The sequence below is a fragment of the Verrucomicrobiota bacterium genome, assembly GCA_037139415.1.
Lineage (GTDB): Bacteria > Verrucomicrobiota > Verrucomicrobiia > Limisphaerales > Fontisphaeraceae > JBAXGN01.
In genome coordinates, this window is sequence record JBAXGN010000040.1 from 1 (window position 1) to 16,459 (window position 16,459).

A 16,459-nucleotide genomic window follows, 5' to 3' on the forward strand; every position below is an offset into this window, starting at 1 on the left:
GGTTTCCGGGCGTCCGAAAACGATTCCTTGGCTGCTGGGAACGATTTCTTGGCGTCCGAAAACGTTTCCAAGCATGCTGGATTTGCCGCCAAGCACCCACCGCGAGGCATTTGGCCGCGACGGGAGAAATCCCCGGCGCGCTTCCGGGGTTTCCGGGTGGCGGCAAATACGGCAGCAGCGGGGTTGGGCAGTTGCATACGGTTGTATATTGTTGGTTTGGTTCCCGTCCGGCGTTTCATCCATTTCTAATGGTTACCAAGTCTTTTCATCTGGTTTACTTATTCATCATTGCAGACACGATGGGTGCAATTGTCCATGATGGTTTTCAGGGTGTATATAAATTAGAATGAAGCAAACTCCGTGCCAATTCCCAGCGGGTCGCGGGCGGTTGGATACTACGCATGACGGCAGCCAGCGCAGGTAAAAACGGCGTGTCGGACGTTGCGACAGTGTGTGATTTTCACGCAAGATGCGTGAAAATTTTATGCATCGCAACCGACACCGTCAGTCGGCGCACATGTCGGCCTTTGGCTCAACCGGCGGTCTCCCTCGCAACGTCGCTTCCCGATCCGATCAGCGCGGACTCACGTCCGCGGCTACCTAATCCGCAGTGGCGCGACCAGCGGCTACCTATATATATATAGGTGCAGCCGCCCAAGCGACCGCTGGATGGGATTCCCTCAATCCGAAAGGATTGAAAGCTTGTAGCCGGTCGGTCGCGAGGGGCACGGGGCGCGACCACCGGAAAACCGCAGCATGGACGACGCACCCGCCAATCCTGAAAGGATTGCGTCACCGGAGCCCATGGTTGGCGCGGCAAGGGTAAACGGGGCTGCGCCTACCATGGGAACCCCGTCCACCGTGACCAAACAACCCCGTAGGCGGTTGCGGCAATTGGGGACGGCGGGAAATTGGCGGGCCGACGCATCCAAGGCCGGACGCAACCCTTTCCGGGTTGGCGCGCAAATTCGGAGCGTTTAAGGGTAGGTTGCGCCCCCTGCCCCCGCAACCAACCCTGGCCTCCCATGACGTTATCCCTACGGGATAAACCCTGGTCAGCTCGCCAATCCTGAACAGGATTGCGTCACCAGACTCCAACCCACCGCTGGATGGGATTCCCTCAATCCGAAAGGATTGACAGCTTGTACGGTCGGTCGCGAGGGGCACGGGGCGCGACCACCGGAAACGCGGGAAAATGGGGCCGCACCCCGGCTGGGGTGCCAGAGCGTCCCTGCCCTGCTTCAGGATGAAACTGCCGCGACGCCAAACCGCCATTCCGCAATCCGCATTCCGAATTCCGAATTCCGAATTTATTGGCCCCGCGCAACACCCGAGAGGTCTGCCAACCCGACCACCTTCAGCATTGCCACCCCCACGGGCGGCCCGGCTGAAATTCATCATTTTAAAAAAATCGCCCGCCCCGCAAGCGGGGCGGAATAAAACCAAAGGGTAAAAGAATCAAAGAACAAAGCATAAAAAACATCACCTAACGCACAGACCCCGCCGCCACCACCACCACCCGAAAACCGAAAAAGTTGATCCGATTAACAGGCGTGTTGAGGTTACGGAACGAGGATCGCAGATCGTCGGGATCAGCGCCGTACCACAACGCCCCGCGCAACACCCGAGAGCCACTTTGGCCATCATAGAAATCCTCGCACCACTGCCACACATTCCCGCCCATATCATATAAACCAAACGAATTCGCCTTAAAGCTGCCCACTGGCGACGTCGTCGCGTACCCGTCATCATACCCCTCAATAAAGGTCCGTTTCTCACCGAACTTCTGGCGGCTCGTCATATCCACGTAGTTCCCCGCCCCCTTCGGCGGCGGCCATTGGTTGCCCCATGGATAGACATCATCAAGTTGTCCGTTTTTCTTATCCTTTGGAGTTCCGTTTCCTTCTTTATCCCCAATCCCCACCGCATAGCTCCACTCCGCATCCGTCGGCAGCCGGTATTCCTGCCCGGCGGCCAATTTCCCTTCGCCTTGTTCCTTCTTGGTCAGCCACGCACAGAACGCCTTGGCATCCTCCCAACTTACCATCGTCACCGGATGCTCCGGCCCATCGCTCACTGGCACGCCCTCATATTCTACCTTCTTCCACGAAGCATCCACCCCCGGAACGGAGGCTGCATACGCGGCATAGTCCTTCACCCGCACATCCCAGATGCCAAACAACACCTTCGTCCCCGGCACCGGTGCAAAGGACATCCCCAGACTATTCGTCCAGCGCTCGCCCAGTTGCGGCACGGCTTTATTGGTCCCCGTTTGCTTTCCAGCGAGCTGGTTCGGCCCCTGCTTGCCAACGACGCAGCCGCTGATGAGTATCAATAGAAGAATCAGCAGTTGCCCCAATACAAAACGCCCCGCGCCGACTGGTTGGCCGGGAACCCATTGCACGCTGCTGGTTGGACTTGCCATGGCAGGGAGAGTAAGAAAGGATGCCTTGAGAGTCAAACATAACCGCGACCTTGGAGACGTTCACCCGGACATTGGGGAAACGGATAACTCAGGATTTTGGGGATGAATCCTCCGGTTTGGTTCGCAAGGCCCGGAGTTGATCACGCAGAATCGCGGCCTGCTCGAAGGCTTGCCGGGCGACCACCTCTTTCATCGCGATTTCCAGGCGCTGCACCTCGGAGATGGGGCGGCGGATTTGTTGGTTGGTCCCTTGGCATAAAAAAAGCGGGCTTGCATTCATTCCGGTTTTCATGCCTTCTTTTCTTGCCGTTTTAATTAAGACTATGAGTATTTCGTATCAGATTGTGGTGTGCGGGAGCCTGGTTCCCGACCCGTTGCAAACCTTGGAGCCGGTGACCAGCCCTGCTGGTCCGGCCCTGAAAAATGAAATGATGCTGCCAGCCGTGCTGGACCCTTGGGCCAGCCACGCGCTGTATGAGGCCGCCAATCTGGCGTCCAAAATGCCGGGCAGCAAGGTGTACCTGGCTAGTCTTGGGCCCAAAGCCAAACTGCAACAGGTCATGATGAGTGTCGCCCAAAAGGTGCCGTTTGAACTGGTTGCCCTGGACGGCTCGGCCAGCGGGTTTACCGACGCCACCGAAACCGCCAATGCCCTGGCAGACGCCATCCAAGCCATTCCCGGCCTGGACAAAGCCAAACTGCTGGTCTTCGGCGGTTGGGAATCGGCCTCGCGCGGCGCGGGCGTCACCATGCAGATCATCGGCGAGCGCTTGGGGATTGTCGATCAATTCCAAGGCGTGGATCAACTAACCGTAAATGCGGATGGGTCGCTGAAGATTTTGGAACGCATCGAAGGCGGCAAACATCAAGTGTCCGTCTGCGCCGCCCCCCCTGCCCTTTTGGGTTGGGCCACCGGAAACCTGCCCGAGCCGCGCAATAACCCGCAGGTGGGCATGACCAATATGCGCACCGTGATGCCGGCGTTGCAACGCGCCAAAGTGGTCAAAGTAGCCGCCGAGGGCGTCACCTACGCCAGCGTCTCTCTGCCCAAACAACAACGCGACACCAAAGTGGTCAAGGATTTGAACCCGGACCAAGTGGCACAGGAAATCGTAACCTGGATCAGCCAACCATAACTTTTAACCAACCCTACTATGGAAAAGATTCTCGTTTTAATACACACGGAAACCGATGGTTCGCTGGGCAAGGCCGCGCTGGAATCCCTGACCGCCGCCAATAACCTCGTCAGCAGTCTGCCAGGCAGCAGCCTGTCCGTCGGCGTGGTCGGCGGCAATGTGCAACCCGCCGCCGCGCAACTCGGCGGACTGGGTGCCGCCCAGATATTGGGTGTGGCGGGAGCGGATTTTGAACAGTCCCGTTATGCCAGTGACGCGGCGGCAGTGGAAACCCTTTGCCAGACCGTTCAGCCAACCATCGTCGTCGCGGTAGGCACCTCGCGCTGGGCGCGCGTGTTGCCAGGTACCGCGAGTCGTCTGAAAGGCCGCGCGGAAACGCATGTGACCCAAGTCGGCGTGAGCGACGGGAAAATCACGGTCACCCGCTGGTACTACCGTCAACGCATGGAAGCCTTGTTGCAACGCGCCCAACGCCCTTGGTTCATTGTACTGGACGCTGGTTGTTACCCGGCCTTCAAGAGCGATGGCAGCGCGGTGAGCATCCAACCCGTGGCCGTGGCCCTGCCGGATGCCTGCAAGCGCACCCAAGTTACCGGGATACAAGCGCCGCCCGCTGACGAACAGACCATTCGACCGGATGCGGAATTACTCTTCGTAACCGGAGCGGGCTGGACCAAAAAACAGGCCGACGGCCAGCCGCACGTGAAAGATGCCGAAACCCACATCCTGGGTTTTCTGAAGCTTACCCGCGCCTCGCTCGGCAGCAGCAAATCGTTGGTGGACCTTAGCGGTGAAGGCCAACAAGTGCTCTCCTTCTTGACGCACCTGAACCAGATCGGGCAGACCGGTTCCACCCCGCGCCACGCCAAAGGGCTGGCCACCTGCTGCCACGGTGAAGAACCGCACACCGTCGGCTGGCGTTTCATCAACGAACGCCGCGCCATCAACCTGGATGCGAATTGCGGCTGGGCACGCGGTAAAGCGGACGTGTTGTATGTCACCGACGCATTTGCGGTAATGAAAAAAGTGAACGAAATGCTGGCCACCAAACCGGCATCAGACTGATCGGTTCTCCGCCGGCATGGATTATCCATCATGGCCATCGGGTGAGTCATCACCCGGTGGCCTTTTCTTTACCACACCAAGAAATCCGGAACGGCTGAAGTTTCCAGAAGGATGCAGATAAAAAAACAAGGCGGTGTAAACCGCCTTGCAGAAGTGATAATGTGGATGACTTGCGCCCGCGAACGTCAGCCCGCAGTGGGACAAGGACACGCAAGATTCACCGAGACATTTTTGGGGAATTGAAGGTACATGTGCTCGGGTTGCCGCGCTTCGCCCTTGGTCTTGAGGCGCAACTGTTCCTTGCAGGCATACGCCAGCACCCCGAACGCCAACGGATCGAACCAGCCGAACAGCTTGGTAAACTCCGCTTTGACTTCGCGCACCAGTTCAGCGGTTTTCTTATTAACGCTGAAAAGCCGGGCCGCCAGCAGGAAGTGCCGCATTTGCTCCGCGAGCTTATGAAAATTCGCCGCGCGACGGCGGACGCGTGGATCGGCGTGACTCGAGGTATATTGGTACCCCCACAAAATCGTGCGCATGGAGCGGATGAAGGAAGCGCCATTCACCTCGTAATCGCGCTCAAACGCGCGACGGATGAAATCCCGGCTCTCTTCGCGGGTGAAATGCGGATGCCGGAACCAAATCATGTCCTGGCCGTGCTGTTCCTCGTAAGGCACGTCATCCATGATCATGCCCTTTTGCACGTAGTCCTTGTATAACGAGGTGCCCGGAATGGGACCCAACTGCATGAATTGCAGATAATCCGGCTGCAAGGAAATGGCGAAATCAACGTCTTCCCAAATGGTATTATGGTCGTGATGCTCCGAAAATAAAATCGCAGAGGTCAATACACTGATGCCGCGCCGGCGCAGGTCCATCACCAATTTGTGGAAATCCACGCCCTTATTCTTCTCGTACACCTCTTTTTTGGATTCAACGCCAATCCAGATAAAGGTCACCCCCATGCGGACCAACAAATCCAGATCCCCCAGTTGCATCAACGTCTCCGCCGAACTGAAAATGCCAAACGTGAAATATTTGTCATTTTTCTCCATCAGTGCAATCAACTCTTTCGCGCGCTCCGGCAGCTTCATGAAATTCTCATCCAGCACGCCAAAATCAGTGACGCCCATCTTCTCTTCGTAGTCACTGCACACCTTGAAGACGTCGGCCCCCGTGTTTAAATAGGGAGTATAGGCTCCAAAGAAATGTGAGGTGGCGCAGAACCGGCACTTATTGGCACAACCCACGCCAGGAATCAGAACCCCGGAAGTCTGCGGTAACGGCACGCCCATGACCTGCCGATGCACCGAACTGTGCGCCAACGGATGGGTAATGGGGCGATTCATATCCTCGCCAAAAAGCTGGCGCAAAAACGCCACGCCTTCGCCGCGACAGATATGATCATGCTCCACCCGGGATTCCAGGTTGGGAATGTTCGTCCCATGGCCACCCAAAATGATTTTGCTTTTCGGCGCGTATTTCCGCACCAGTTTGGCCATCTCCTGGACTTTGATCAAATTAGGAACAATGAAGCTGATCCCTACGTATTCGTAGCCTTTTTTGATTTCCTCAATAAAACGGTCGCGCGAGGGAAAGTCCAAAACTACGCTGGGAAAGGACAGGTTTTGTGCCAAAAACTGCAGTCCAAAGCTGTGATGGTTAAAACGGTATGAGAAGATGCCTTGCTCGCGCGTAATCTGATTATGGAATAACTCCATCTTGTTCTCTTTACGCCCGAACTCGTCGTCAACGCCGTATGGCCCGAATACTGATGTTAATAATAGCCGCATGTCCTTATATCGTTAGCAGAATTCTCAGAAAGAGCAACATAATAAACTTGAAAAAAACAAAACTCCCCCCTTCCCGCCTTTTTTGCCAAGCAAGAGGGTTGTAAATCTACATCGCACCATCTAATCAGCGCGGGGTGATCAATTCCAAGGCGATTTCTTTTTCAATTTGCGCCGCCATGTCAATGTTTGCGCCGCCATAACGATTGCGAACCTGAACCGCCACGGTCGAGGTATTACCCTCTTCCGCGGTGACCTTCACAAACACGCCGTGAAGATCCACGCTGGCAGAAAGCGACTTGTTAATCGTGTTTTCCGCGTTCAGCGTCCCCATCCGAGCCAATACCACTTTCGCCGCTTCGAACACCTGTGGCACCGTGCGCGGGTAATTTCCAAGGATGGTATCCTTCTTCATGGGCACCCCCGCCCGAACTCGGCCATCCACTGTATTAATACATCCGGTGAAAATCACCGTTGCACAACAAACCATCGTTAAAATCATCAATTTCATTTTCATGAGGTGATGCAACCACAATATAGCCTGCCGTCAAGCATTAAGATGCACAATATGTGGGGGCGATCAGGGTGCCTAGAATCGTTTTTACTAGGAATCGTTTTTACTTGACCGCACCCAAGGCGGTCCATAGCGTGAGCGTCATGATGAATCATACGCACAGCAAAACTTCCGTTTGGCCGGACGTGGCCAAGTTATTTTTCGGTGCAATGGCGAGCTTGGTCTTCGCGGTTCCCGGCGTGACCCATGCGGCGGATAACGAACTGACCGCGCAGGAGAAACAAGATGGCTGGGTGTTATTATTCGACGGAAAGAGCGTGGCACAATGGAAATGCAAGGATAAGCCCATGCCTGAAGGCCAGGCGCAGGAGGGCTGCATCAATACCTCCAAGCAGGGCGTGTACGTGTCGCACTTTGACCGGATGTTCACGAATTTTCATTTCATGTGTGATTTCCGATTTGAGGCCAAGTGCAACAGCGGCATCTTCATCCACGGCACCGATTTGGGCGGCGGGGATATCCATCGCGGCGTTGAAATTCAGGTGTTTGATTCCTTCGGCAAGGCGAAGCCGGACAAGCACGATGCGGGCGCGGTCTATGACCTCCTGGAGCCCAGCAAGAACGCCATCAAGCCGGCGGGCGAATGGAACCACATCGAAATCATCTCCCAAGGCTCCACCCTCCGGATCATCCTCAACGGCGAAACCGTGATTGACACCGATTTCGCCAAGTGGACCGAGGCTGGGAAGAATCCCGATGGCACCAAGAACAAGTTCAAATGGGCCTTCAAGGATCAAAAGCCGGAAGGCTACATCGGCCTCCAGGACCACGGGCATCCTTGCTGGTACAAGAACCTGAAAGTAAAGCCGCTGCAGTAAGGAGCCGGAGACAAATTCTATGAAATTGTGGCAGTTGCTGTGGATCAGCATCAATGGATTGTTGCTGGCAGCCAGCGCAGCCGCGGCACCCGAATGGACCCCGTGCGGTTGGGGCGGCGGCGGGTTTTATTATGCGGCGGTGCATCATCCCGCCTTGGATGGCGTGATCTATATGGGCGGCGATGTCAACGGCGTCTATAAAACCGAGGATCACGGCAAAACCTGGCGGATGATCAACCAGGGGGTGGCCAACTATGGCGTCTTCTCGCTCGCGGTGGATCGCGTGAATCCCCAGACCGTCTATGCCGCCACGGAAAGCGGCCTGTGCAAAAGCACCGATGGCGGGGAGCATTGGCAGTTGCTCCCGCACACCGGGCGCAAGGAGTTGCGGATCACCGGTGAAAAGGGCAAAAGCATTCGCTCCGTGGCGGTGGACCCCACGGATGGCAAGGTGGTTTATGCCGCCAGCCCGAACGGGCAGGTGTATAAAAGCACGGATGGCGGGCAAACGTGGCAGGTCGCGTACGCCAAGCAGTCGGGCACCGCCACGCTGGGGGGGTTGTGCGTGCAATTCGGCAAGGTGAACGACGGCTGGCACGGCGGGCTGTGGATGCCGCTGGCCTTCCCCAAGGAGGTCACCAGCGCGGATTGCACCGGGTTCGGTTTCCGCTTCCAGGGCGATGGCCGGCCACCGCGCGATGCGTTCCTGAATTTGAAATCCGCCTCGGGCGCGACGTACCGCAGCCGGAATCTGCGGGAGTTGTTTGCGGAGACCCAGCCGCGCGACGTGATCCTGACGGCCAAGGATTTCACCCTGGACGCCGACGCCGCGAAAAAGCAGCCGGAGCAAGCCAAGTCCTGGCCCGCGACGCCGGATTGGGCCACGCTGAACCGCATGGACTTCGCCTGCGTCGGCCCGTTGATGAACGAGATTTCGGTGGGGCGTTTCGCCAGCGTCTTCTTTGCCCTCACCCGCACGCCGGACGGCAAAACCGCCAGCGCCGCCGCGCCCGCGCTCTGGACGGTACACGATTTGGCCAAGACGAAGCCCGCCGCGACCTACGGGAACATCCGCATCGGCACGCCGGCCACCGGCAACATTTACAGCGTGGCGGTGGCGGCCAAAAAACCGGCGCTGGTGCTGGCGGCCACGGAGAGTTCGGGGCTGGTGCTCAGCGCGGATGCGGGCAAGACCTGGCGCGAATTGCCCACGCCGAAGAAAGCCTCCAGCATCGCGATCGCGGAGAGTGATCCGAACCTCATCTACGCGGCGTTCTTCACGGATGGCATTTCAAAATCCACCGATCAGGGCCAGAGTTGGACGCCGTGCAACCAGGGTTTGCCCAAAGGCATGAGCGTGATCGAAGTGGCGGTCAGCCCGGCCAATCCGTTGGATGTCTATGCCATCGGCACCGTGGATTGGAACGGCTCCTTCTACTTTTCCAACGACGGACGGAAAACCTGGACCAACTCCTCGCAGCTCGCGGTGGAGGAAATCGTCAACCCCACCCTGCCGGATGATCGTGGCAAGAGCAAAACCGTCCGCCTGAGCCGCCCGACCAATCTATCCATCAACCCCGCCAAGCCGAAGGAGCTTTTTATCAGCGCCAACTGGCGTCCCTGCCTGAGCGAGGATGGCGGCCGCACCTGGACCGAACGGGTTCGCGGCGCGGACATCACCTGCGCCACCGATATTCGCTTCCACGGCGGGCGCGTCTATGTCTCCGCCATGGATGAAGGCACTTTGACCAGCGCGGATAACGGCGCGCAATGGCGCGAACTCTGGCCGCGCAAGTACTCCGACACACTGGGCGGCCACAACTGGCGGCTGGCCATCTCTGGCAACCCCGGCGCGGAACACATCCTCGCGACGGCCAGCCCGTGGAACTCCGCCCACCCCAATTGCGTCATCCTCAGTGAAGACGGCGGCAAAACCTTTCAAGGCAGCGCGACGGGTCTCCCCACTTACATTCCCATGGGCAACACCATGTGGGGCCGCAGCTACGCCCGCGCCCTGGCGGTGGACCCGCAGAATCCCAACATCCTGTACCTGGGCATGGATGGCGACGCCGAAAACGGCAAGCCGGGGGGCGGCATCTTCAAATCCGAGGATGGCGGCCACACTTGGAAGCAATTGGCCAACCAACCCCGCAGCCGCCGGATGTTCTTCGGGCTGGCGGTGGACCCGACCAATTCCAAACGGCTTTACTGGGGCGCTTGCGGCGCCAACGGCGGCGTGCATCGCAGCGAGGATGGCGGCGCCACGTGGCAATCCGTGTTCAACGGCGAATCCTGGGTGTTCAACCTCCTGGTTACCGGTGATGGCACGGTCTATTGCCCCGGTGCCAACCTCTGGCGCAGCACGGACCACGGCAAAACCTGGAAGCAACTCACCAAACTGAAAGGCAATCACGTGATCGTGGGCCTCGAAAGCCATCCACGCGATCCCAAGACCGTGTGGTATTCAGCCCTAACGTGGAGTGGCGATGCGGAAGGCGGCGTCTTCAAGACCAGCGATGGCGGCACCACCTGGCAAGAGATCACCGGCAACCTGCCCTACCTCAAACCCATGGTGTTGCGCTTTAACCCCACCACCGAAGAACTGTGGGCCGGCGGCGTCGGCCTCTATCGGCTCAAACAAACGGCCAAACCATAGGCTTTGGGGCCAAAAACCGACTCTTTTTGCTCCGAAACCGAGGTTCGGAGCTCCGATACCACACCTTTTAGGCCCGTAATCGAAGCTTTTTGCTCCGATACCACACCTTTTACTACCGCATTCGGAGCTTTTTTCTCCGATGTCACACCTTTTACTACCGTAATCGAGGCTTTTTGCTCCGATGTCACACCTTTTAAGACCGTATCTGGGGTTCCGAGCTCCGAACGTGGGGTCCGGAACCCCAGCTTTTCCCCTATTTACCCCAGTTTTGGGGTTCGGAGGTGCAAATATCACGCTTTTTACTACCGTATTTGAGGTTTGGAACTCCGCTTTGGGGCGCTAATCCTATTTTTTTGGGTTCTAGGATGCCCAACCAGGGAATGTAACTTCCTATGGCCACAAGTCGGTGCTCAGATACTTCAGGCCGGAATCGCAAATGATGACCGCGATCGTTTGTCCGGCGAATCTGGATTCGAGTAATTGGCAGGCGGCGACGACGTTCGCCCCGGAGGAGAACCCCGCAAAGATACCCTCCTCCCGCGCCAAGCGGCGGGCCATCTCAATCGCGGCCGTGTCGGTAACCGTCACGTAGCCATCAATGTGTTTCGCATTGAGTAGCGGTAACGACTTCATCGCGTAACCGCCCCCTTGGATTTTGTGTCCCGGATAAGCCACCGGTTCACCGGATAAAACCGCCGCCCCCGCCGGTTCAACGACGAAACATTGGATCGCGGAATTATGTTCTTTAAAGGCGGCGGCGCATCCCGCAAAGGTGCCGCCGGTTCCGGCAAAGTCGCAAAAGGCATCCAGCCTGCCACCCGATTGGCGGAGGAATTCAGGGCCGGTGTTGAGATAATGCGCGCGGAAATTACCCGCCAGATTGAATTGATCCGCGCGAAAGGCGTTGCGCGCCGTCACGATTCGCCGGGTTTCCTGTTCCACCAATTCCAGATCGCCGCCGGACACCTGCCCCGGCGTGGACGTTGGCAATTGATCCACCAGCACCACTTCGGCGCCCAAAGCCGTCATCATTCGTGCCCGTTCGATGGAGTTGCCACGCGACATGACCGCCACAAACGGGTATCCCTTGACCCCGCACACAATGGCCAGCCCGGTGCCGGTGTTGCCGCTGGTTAATTCCACGACCGTCTGGCCGGGGCGCAACGCACCGGAGAACTCGGCATCTTCAATGATTTGCCGCGCAATGCGGTCCTTCTTGGAAAAGCCAGGGTTGAGGTAATCCAGTTTGGCGAGGATGCGCCCACTGAGTCCGCCCGTCAACCGCGCGAGTTCCACGACGGGGGTATCGCCGATGACATCCACCACTGAGGGAAGGATATGGTTGCTTGTTGGCACAGATAAATACGTCTTCACGGGCACGAGGTTACCCAAGTCCTGATAGGCTTGACGATAAAACATTCTGCGAACTTAAAATTTTTCCCGCTCGATGGCTTGACGGAGCGAGTGGTTCCACCCGTGGAAGCATCGGCAGAAAAACTTTGTAAAACAAACTGGGCGAGGCCATACTGCACCCACAATATTTACCGGCTTGAGGCACAAACTGAACCAGTGGCACAGACGGGAATTAGCATGAACACACTCCGTATCTTTGTAGATTTTGCGATCACTCCAGACATCCTGGAGCTGCTGCAAGCGGGCACTCGCGGACACCAATTGGTGTTTCCGAAAACGCCCGTCACGTCCGTCCTCGCCAAGGCGGAGCCCGATCCGCTACTTGCCACGGCCGATATCGCCTTTGGCCAGCCGGATCCCCAGGCGTTGGCGGAGCCCAGCCCGTTGAAATGGATTCACATCAGCTCATCGAGCATCACCCGCTATGACACGCCCGCGTTCCGCGCCCTCATGGCGCAACGCAACATTGCGGTGACCAATAGCGCCAGCGTCTATAGCGACGCCTGTGCCACACAGGTGCTGAGCTTCATGCTGGCGCAGGCCCGGAACCTTCCCCTGGCCCTCAGAACCCGCACCGCCAATGGCACCCCCGCCTGGCATTCCCTGCGCAGCACCAGTATCCCGCTCCAAGGTGCCACGGTCCTGGTGCTCGGTTACGGCACGATCGGCAAACGGCTGGTCGAATTGCTGCGCCCCTTCGACGTGAACGTCATCGCCTACCGCCGGAAGGCGCGAGGCGATGAGGGCGTGCCGGTTATCACGTCCGAGCAACTGGCCCATACGCTCGCCACCAAAGCCGACCATATTGTCAACCTCCTCCCGGATAGCGCCGAGACGCGCCATTTCTTCAATGCCCAACGATTCGCGCACCTCAAACCAGGCGCAGTTTTCTACAACATCGGGCGCGGCGCGACGGTGGATCAAGAGGCCCTGCGGGAAGCCCTGCACACAGGGCGTCTCCAAGCGGCTTGGCTGGATGTCACCGAACCGGAACCGTTACCGGAAGATCACCCGCTCTGGCAGGAACCGCATTGCTACATCACCCCGCACATTGCCGGCGGCCACAAAGACGAGACCAAAACCCTGGTCCGCCATTTTCTCCACAACTTCACGCGCTTCACCCGTGGAGAACCCTTGAAGGACCAAGTCATGTGAAGACAAGAAGTGTGCGCTGGCTTCCATACTATCACCCTCACCTGCCCCCGCAAACCCGAGTGGCAAATCGAACCAGCCTCGGCGGCGCAAGAAGCGCGTTGGGATGAGGGGACAAAGACCTTAAACCTCCGACTCTCCCCCCGGCAAGGGGCGGTGGAATTAACAGTAAAATAGATGAAACACTTGCTCTTAACTTTGATTCACTGTGCGATACTCAGCGTGAGTTATGCTGAACCAGTAGCCGCTTCCCTCCGCGATATTCCAGTGCTTTATGAGACGGACATCGTGGTGGCGGGCGGGTCCAGCGCGGCCGTAGCCGCCGCCTGTGCTGCCGCACAGCATGGCGCGCAAGTTGTGCTGATTGCTCCCCGCCCTTACCTGGGCGACGACCTTTGCGGCCAACAGCATTTATGGCTGGCCGAGGGCGAACTGCCGGAATCCGAGCTTGCCCGCAGTTTGTTCCCCGATGGCCGGGTGACCACGCCCTTCGCGGTCAAGAACGCGCTCGATCAGGCCTTGCTCAAGCGTGGGGTGCGTTACCTGACCGGCTGTTATGCGACCGATTTGCTGGTGGATGGCCAAGGCCGGGCCAGCGGCGTGGTCATGGTTAACCGCAGCGGCAGCCAGGCCATCAAGGCCAAAGTGGTCATTGATGGCACCCGCCAGGCACTGCTCGCGCGTCAAGTCGGCGCGCAATTTCGGCCGTTTACGCCAGGTGAGCAAGCATTTCAGTTCACGGTGGTGGGCGGCGAGTTGCAGTCGGGACCCGGTCTCCTCGGACGCAAACTGGATATCGCCTTCAAAAATCCCAATAGTGGTCGAAACACCAACGGTTACCCGGTCTATGAATACGCTGCCCAAATCCCCATAAGCGACAGTAGTTATGCCTCATTCGCACACGCCGAGCAGACGCTTCGCAATCTGGTGTCCGGCGTGGGCATGCTGGATTGTTCGGAATATGCATTGAACTTTCCTGCCGACACGCTGATCGGAGAACGGAGGGTGGAGAGCGACTGGCCCGGCGCAGCGCGCTGTGAGGTGGGCGTGTTTCGTCCAAAGGGATCATCCCGACTCTATGTTTTAAGCGAATACGCCGACGTATGCGCGAAAGCACGGCCTGGGATGATGCGTCCGCTCGCATTCCTGGCGGTAGGCGAATTGGTAGGTAATGCTGCAGCCTTGGAATCCAAGCCATTGACCATTCCAGCGGAAGTACGACTGCCGGGTGAACCGGCTCAAACCGGATCGACATCAACCATTGGTGAACCGCGCAATGTAATGATGCCGACGGGTAAAACCGGCGTGATCCAGGTCGGCACGCGCGTATTGCCGGTTCTGGGCGATTACGATGTGGTGGTGGTCGGTGGTGGGACAGCCGGGGCACCTGCCGGAATCGGAGCGGCCAGGTGCGGTGCCAAGACCCTGGTGATTGAGTACTTGGATGAATTGGGTGGGGTCGGCACCGCCGGCTTGATTGGTTCTTACTGGTACGGCAACCGGAACGGCTTCACCAAGGAAATCGAGGCCGCCACCAGCGGTGAAAAACGCTGGTCTCTTGCCCGCAAGGCGGGCTGGAATGTTATTCAGAAATCAGAGTGGCTTCGCCGCGAACTATTGAAATCCAACGCCGACATTTGGTTTAACTCCTTCGGCTGCGGTGCGCTCTTGGAAAACGGTAAGGTAACCGGGGTGGTTGTGGTCACCCCCTTTGGTCGCGGGGTGGTGCGTGCCAAAACCGTGATTGATGCCACCGGCAACGCGGATATCGCCGATTGCGCCGGGGCGGAAACTCAATTCGGCGTTGCGGCGGGCGGAATGTTATCGGTCCAACTGGCTGGCTATCCGCATCGCAACCTGGGCGACAACGGCAACAACACCTGCTACGCCATGGTGGATGACACCAGTGTTTGGGACATCTGGCACCTGATGACCTGGGCCCGTACGCAAAGAGACAAGGCGGCACCCTACGATATGGGGCAGTTACTCGATTCACGGGAACGCCGCCGGATCGTTGCGGATTACATGCTCACCACTCCGGATATCCTGAATCATCGGTCATTCCCCGATACGATCAGCCATCATAAAAGCAACTTCGATGCCGCCGCATTCCCAACCTCGCCCATGTTACTGGTCAAAGACATGAAGGGGCCAGCGTACGAGGTGGATCTGCCTTATCGCAGCCTGCTTCCCAAAGGGTTGGACGGAATTCTGGTTACCGGCCTGGGCGCGGGTGCGGAGCGCGATGCCATGACCCTTATTCGGATGCAATCGGACCTGCAAAATCAAGGGTATGCCGCTGGCGTGGCGGCGGCGACGGCGTCCGCGAATGGCGGGCAGACCCGGGCAATAGACATCAAAAAGCTCCAACAACAACTCGTCGCCCAGGGCATCTTGGACGAGCGGGTGCTCACAAACAAAGACTCCTATCCGATGAACCAGGCGGCCATTGAAAAGGCTGTTGCGGATGTTAGCGGCATGAGCCGCGAGATTAAACAAACCAGGACGATCACCGACCCATTCATTTTCAGTCTTGCCGTAATCATGGCGCATCCGGATTCATCTCGCCCGCATCTCCAACAAGCGCACCACGCATCAACCGCCGCAGAGAAGAAGTTAACCTACGCGATCATCCTCGGAATTCTCGGCGACAAAACTGGTGCCCCCACGCTGATTGCATCCTTGGAAAATGCCAAAGGCTGGGATAAGGGTTTCGGCCTTACCTCGCATCGTGAATCGGACAACACCTTCAGCGAATTGGACCGCCAGATTATCGCACTGGGATTCAGTGGCGCACCGGAAGGCCTGACGGCCATTGTCGCGAAACTCAAACTACTGAAACCCGATAGCGAACTATCGCATTATATCGCCATCGCCATGGCCTTGCGACATTACGACCACCCTAAGAATGCAACGGAACCGCTGGCGCGCCTGTTGAACGCACCGGGATTTACCGGCCATGTCATGACCAATGCCATTGAACTGCCAGCAGGCAAGGTGGTCAAACGCGACCTTGCCACCACCCTCCCGGACACCAGCCTGAACGCCGCATTCAAGGAACTCCTGATCGCGGGAATGCTGGTCCATTGCGGTGATCAGGCGAGCATGGGGCGAAAAATTCTCGAACAATACCGCGGTGGTATTGGGGGTCACTTTGCCCGCTATGCGCAGTACGTGCTTCAAACGGCGGATGACCGTACAAAACGACAATAAACCATTCAGCTATGATAAACTCGGGTCAAGACTTGGAACAGGGTGGGGATTAAACCGCGAAACATGCGAAAAACGCGAAATACATTTGCGGCCTGAAAGCCATCATCACGGATAAGACCGAAGACTGGATTTTTGCAGAAAAATGAACCGGCAGAAAAATAAGTCCGAAGAATTTTTAACCACGGATAACACGGATCCAAAACTAGGATAAAACTAG

The 16,459-nt window shown here is 57.7% G+C and carries 12 protein-coding genes; 6 read left to right on the top strand and 6 right to left on the bottom strand.

Translation table 11 applies throughout. The features are described 5' to 3' along the window. The 3 genes from WCO56_09020 to WCO56_09030 all read right to left on the bottom strand — a co-directional run. On the bottom strand, positions 1-197 hold a 197-nt coding region (locus tag WCO56_09020), incomplete at its 3' end, for a hypothetical protein (GenBank protein ID MEI7729703.1). 1,289 nt (positions 198-1,486) lie between these two features. Next, complete coding sequence (locus tag WCO56_09025) at positions 1,487-2,425, bottom strand: SUMF1/EgtB/PvdO family nonheme iron enzyme (protein MEI7729704.1); 939 nt, start codon at positions 2,423-2,425, stop codon at positions 1,487-1,489. Between the two features lie 88 nt (positions 2,426-2,513). Then, on the bottom strand, positions 2,514-2,717 hold the full coding sequence (locus WCO56_09030; protein ID MEI7729705.1) for a UvrB/UvrC motif-containing protein: 204 nt from the start codon (positions 2,715-2,717) through the stop codon (positions 2,514-2,516). Positions 2,718-2,748: 31 nt separating this feature from the next. Between WCO56_09030 and WCO56_09035 the strand changes: the two genes are divergently transcribed. Continuing rightward, positions 2,749-3,561, top strand: a complete 813-nt coding sequence (locus tag WCO56_09035) for an electron transfer flavoprotein subunit beta (protein MEI7729706.1) — start codon at positions 2,749-2,751, stop codon at positions 3,559-3,561. Between the two features lie 18 nt (positions 3,562-3,579). After that, positions 3,580-4,626: an electron transfer flavoprotein subunit alpha gene (locus WCO56_09040; GenBank protein ID MEI7729707.1), complete on the top strand. Its 1,047-nt coding sequence runs from the start codon at positions 3,580-3,582 to the stop codon at positions 4,624-4,626. Positions 4,627-4,811: 185 nt separating this feature from the next. Here WCO56_09040 and WCO56_09045 read toward each other — a convergent pair whose 3' ends face one another. Together WCO56_09045 and WCO56_09050 are read right to left on the bottom strand one after the other, a co-directional pair. Continuing rightward, positions 4,812-6,419, bottom strand: a complete 1,608-nt coding sequence (locus WCO56_09045) for a radical SAM protein (protein MEI7729708.1) — start codon at positions 6,417-6,419, stop codon at positions 4,812-4,814. A gap of 124 nt (positions 6,420-6,543) precedes the next feature. Continuing rightward, on the bottom strand, positions 6,544-6,933 hold the full coding sequence (locus WCO56_09050; GenBank protein MEI7729709.1) for a hypothetical protein: 390 nt from the start codon (positions 6,931-6,933) through the stop codon (positions 6,544-6,546). 140 nt (positions 6,934-7,073) lie between these two features. Between WCO56_09050 and WCO56_09055 the strand changes: the two genes are divergently transcribed. Together WCO56_09055 and WCO56_09060 are read left to right on the top strand one after the other, a co-directional pair. Then, positions 7,074-7,808: a DUF1080 domain-containing protein gene (locus WCO56_09055; protein ID MEI7729710.1), complete on the top strand. Its 735-nt coding sequence runs from the start codon at positions 7,074-7,076 to the stop codon at positions 7,806-7,808. 19 nt (positions 7,809-7,827) lie between these two features. After that, positions 7,828-10,464, top strand: coding sequence for a hypothetical protein (locus WCO56_09060; protein MEI7729711.1), 2,637 nt, complete (start codon positions 7,828-7,830; stop codon positions 10,462-10,464). A gap of 390 nt (positions 10,465-10,854) precedes the next feature. Here WCO56_09060 and WCO56_09065 read toward each other — a convergent pair whose 3' ends face one another. Next, a complete protein-coding gene (locus WCO56_09065) occupies positions 10,855-11,883 on the bottom strand; it encodes a cysteine synthase family protein (GenBank protein MEI7729712.1) in 1,029 nt (342 codons plus the stop codon). A gap of 171 nt (positions 11,884-12,054) precedes the next feature. Between WCO56_09065 and WCO56_09070 the strand changes: the two genes are divergently transcribed. Next, positions 12,055-13,032: a D-2-hydroxyacid dehydrogenase gene (locus WCO56_09070; GenBank protein MEI7729713.1), complete on the top strand. Its 978-nt coding sequence runs from the start codon at positions 12,055-12,057 to the stop codon at positions 13,030-13,032. A gap of 174 nt (positions 13,033-13,206) precedes the next feature. Then, the gene (locus WCO56_09075) at positions 13,207-16,242 is read left to right on the top strand and encodes an FAD-dependent oxidoreductase (GenBank protein MEI7729714.1); all 3,036 of its coding nucleotides are present in this window, start codon (positions 13,207-13,209) and stop codon (positions 16,240-16,242) included. Positions 16,243-16,459: the final 217 nt, after the last annotated feature.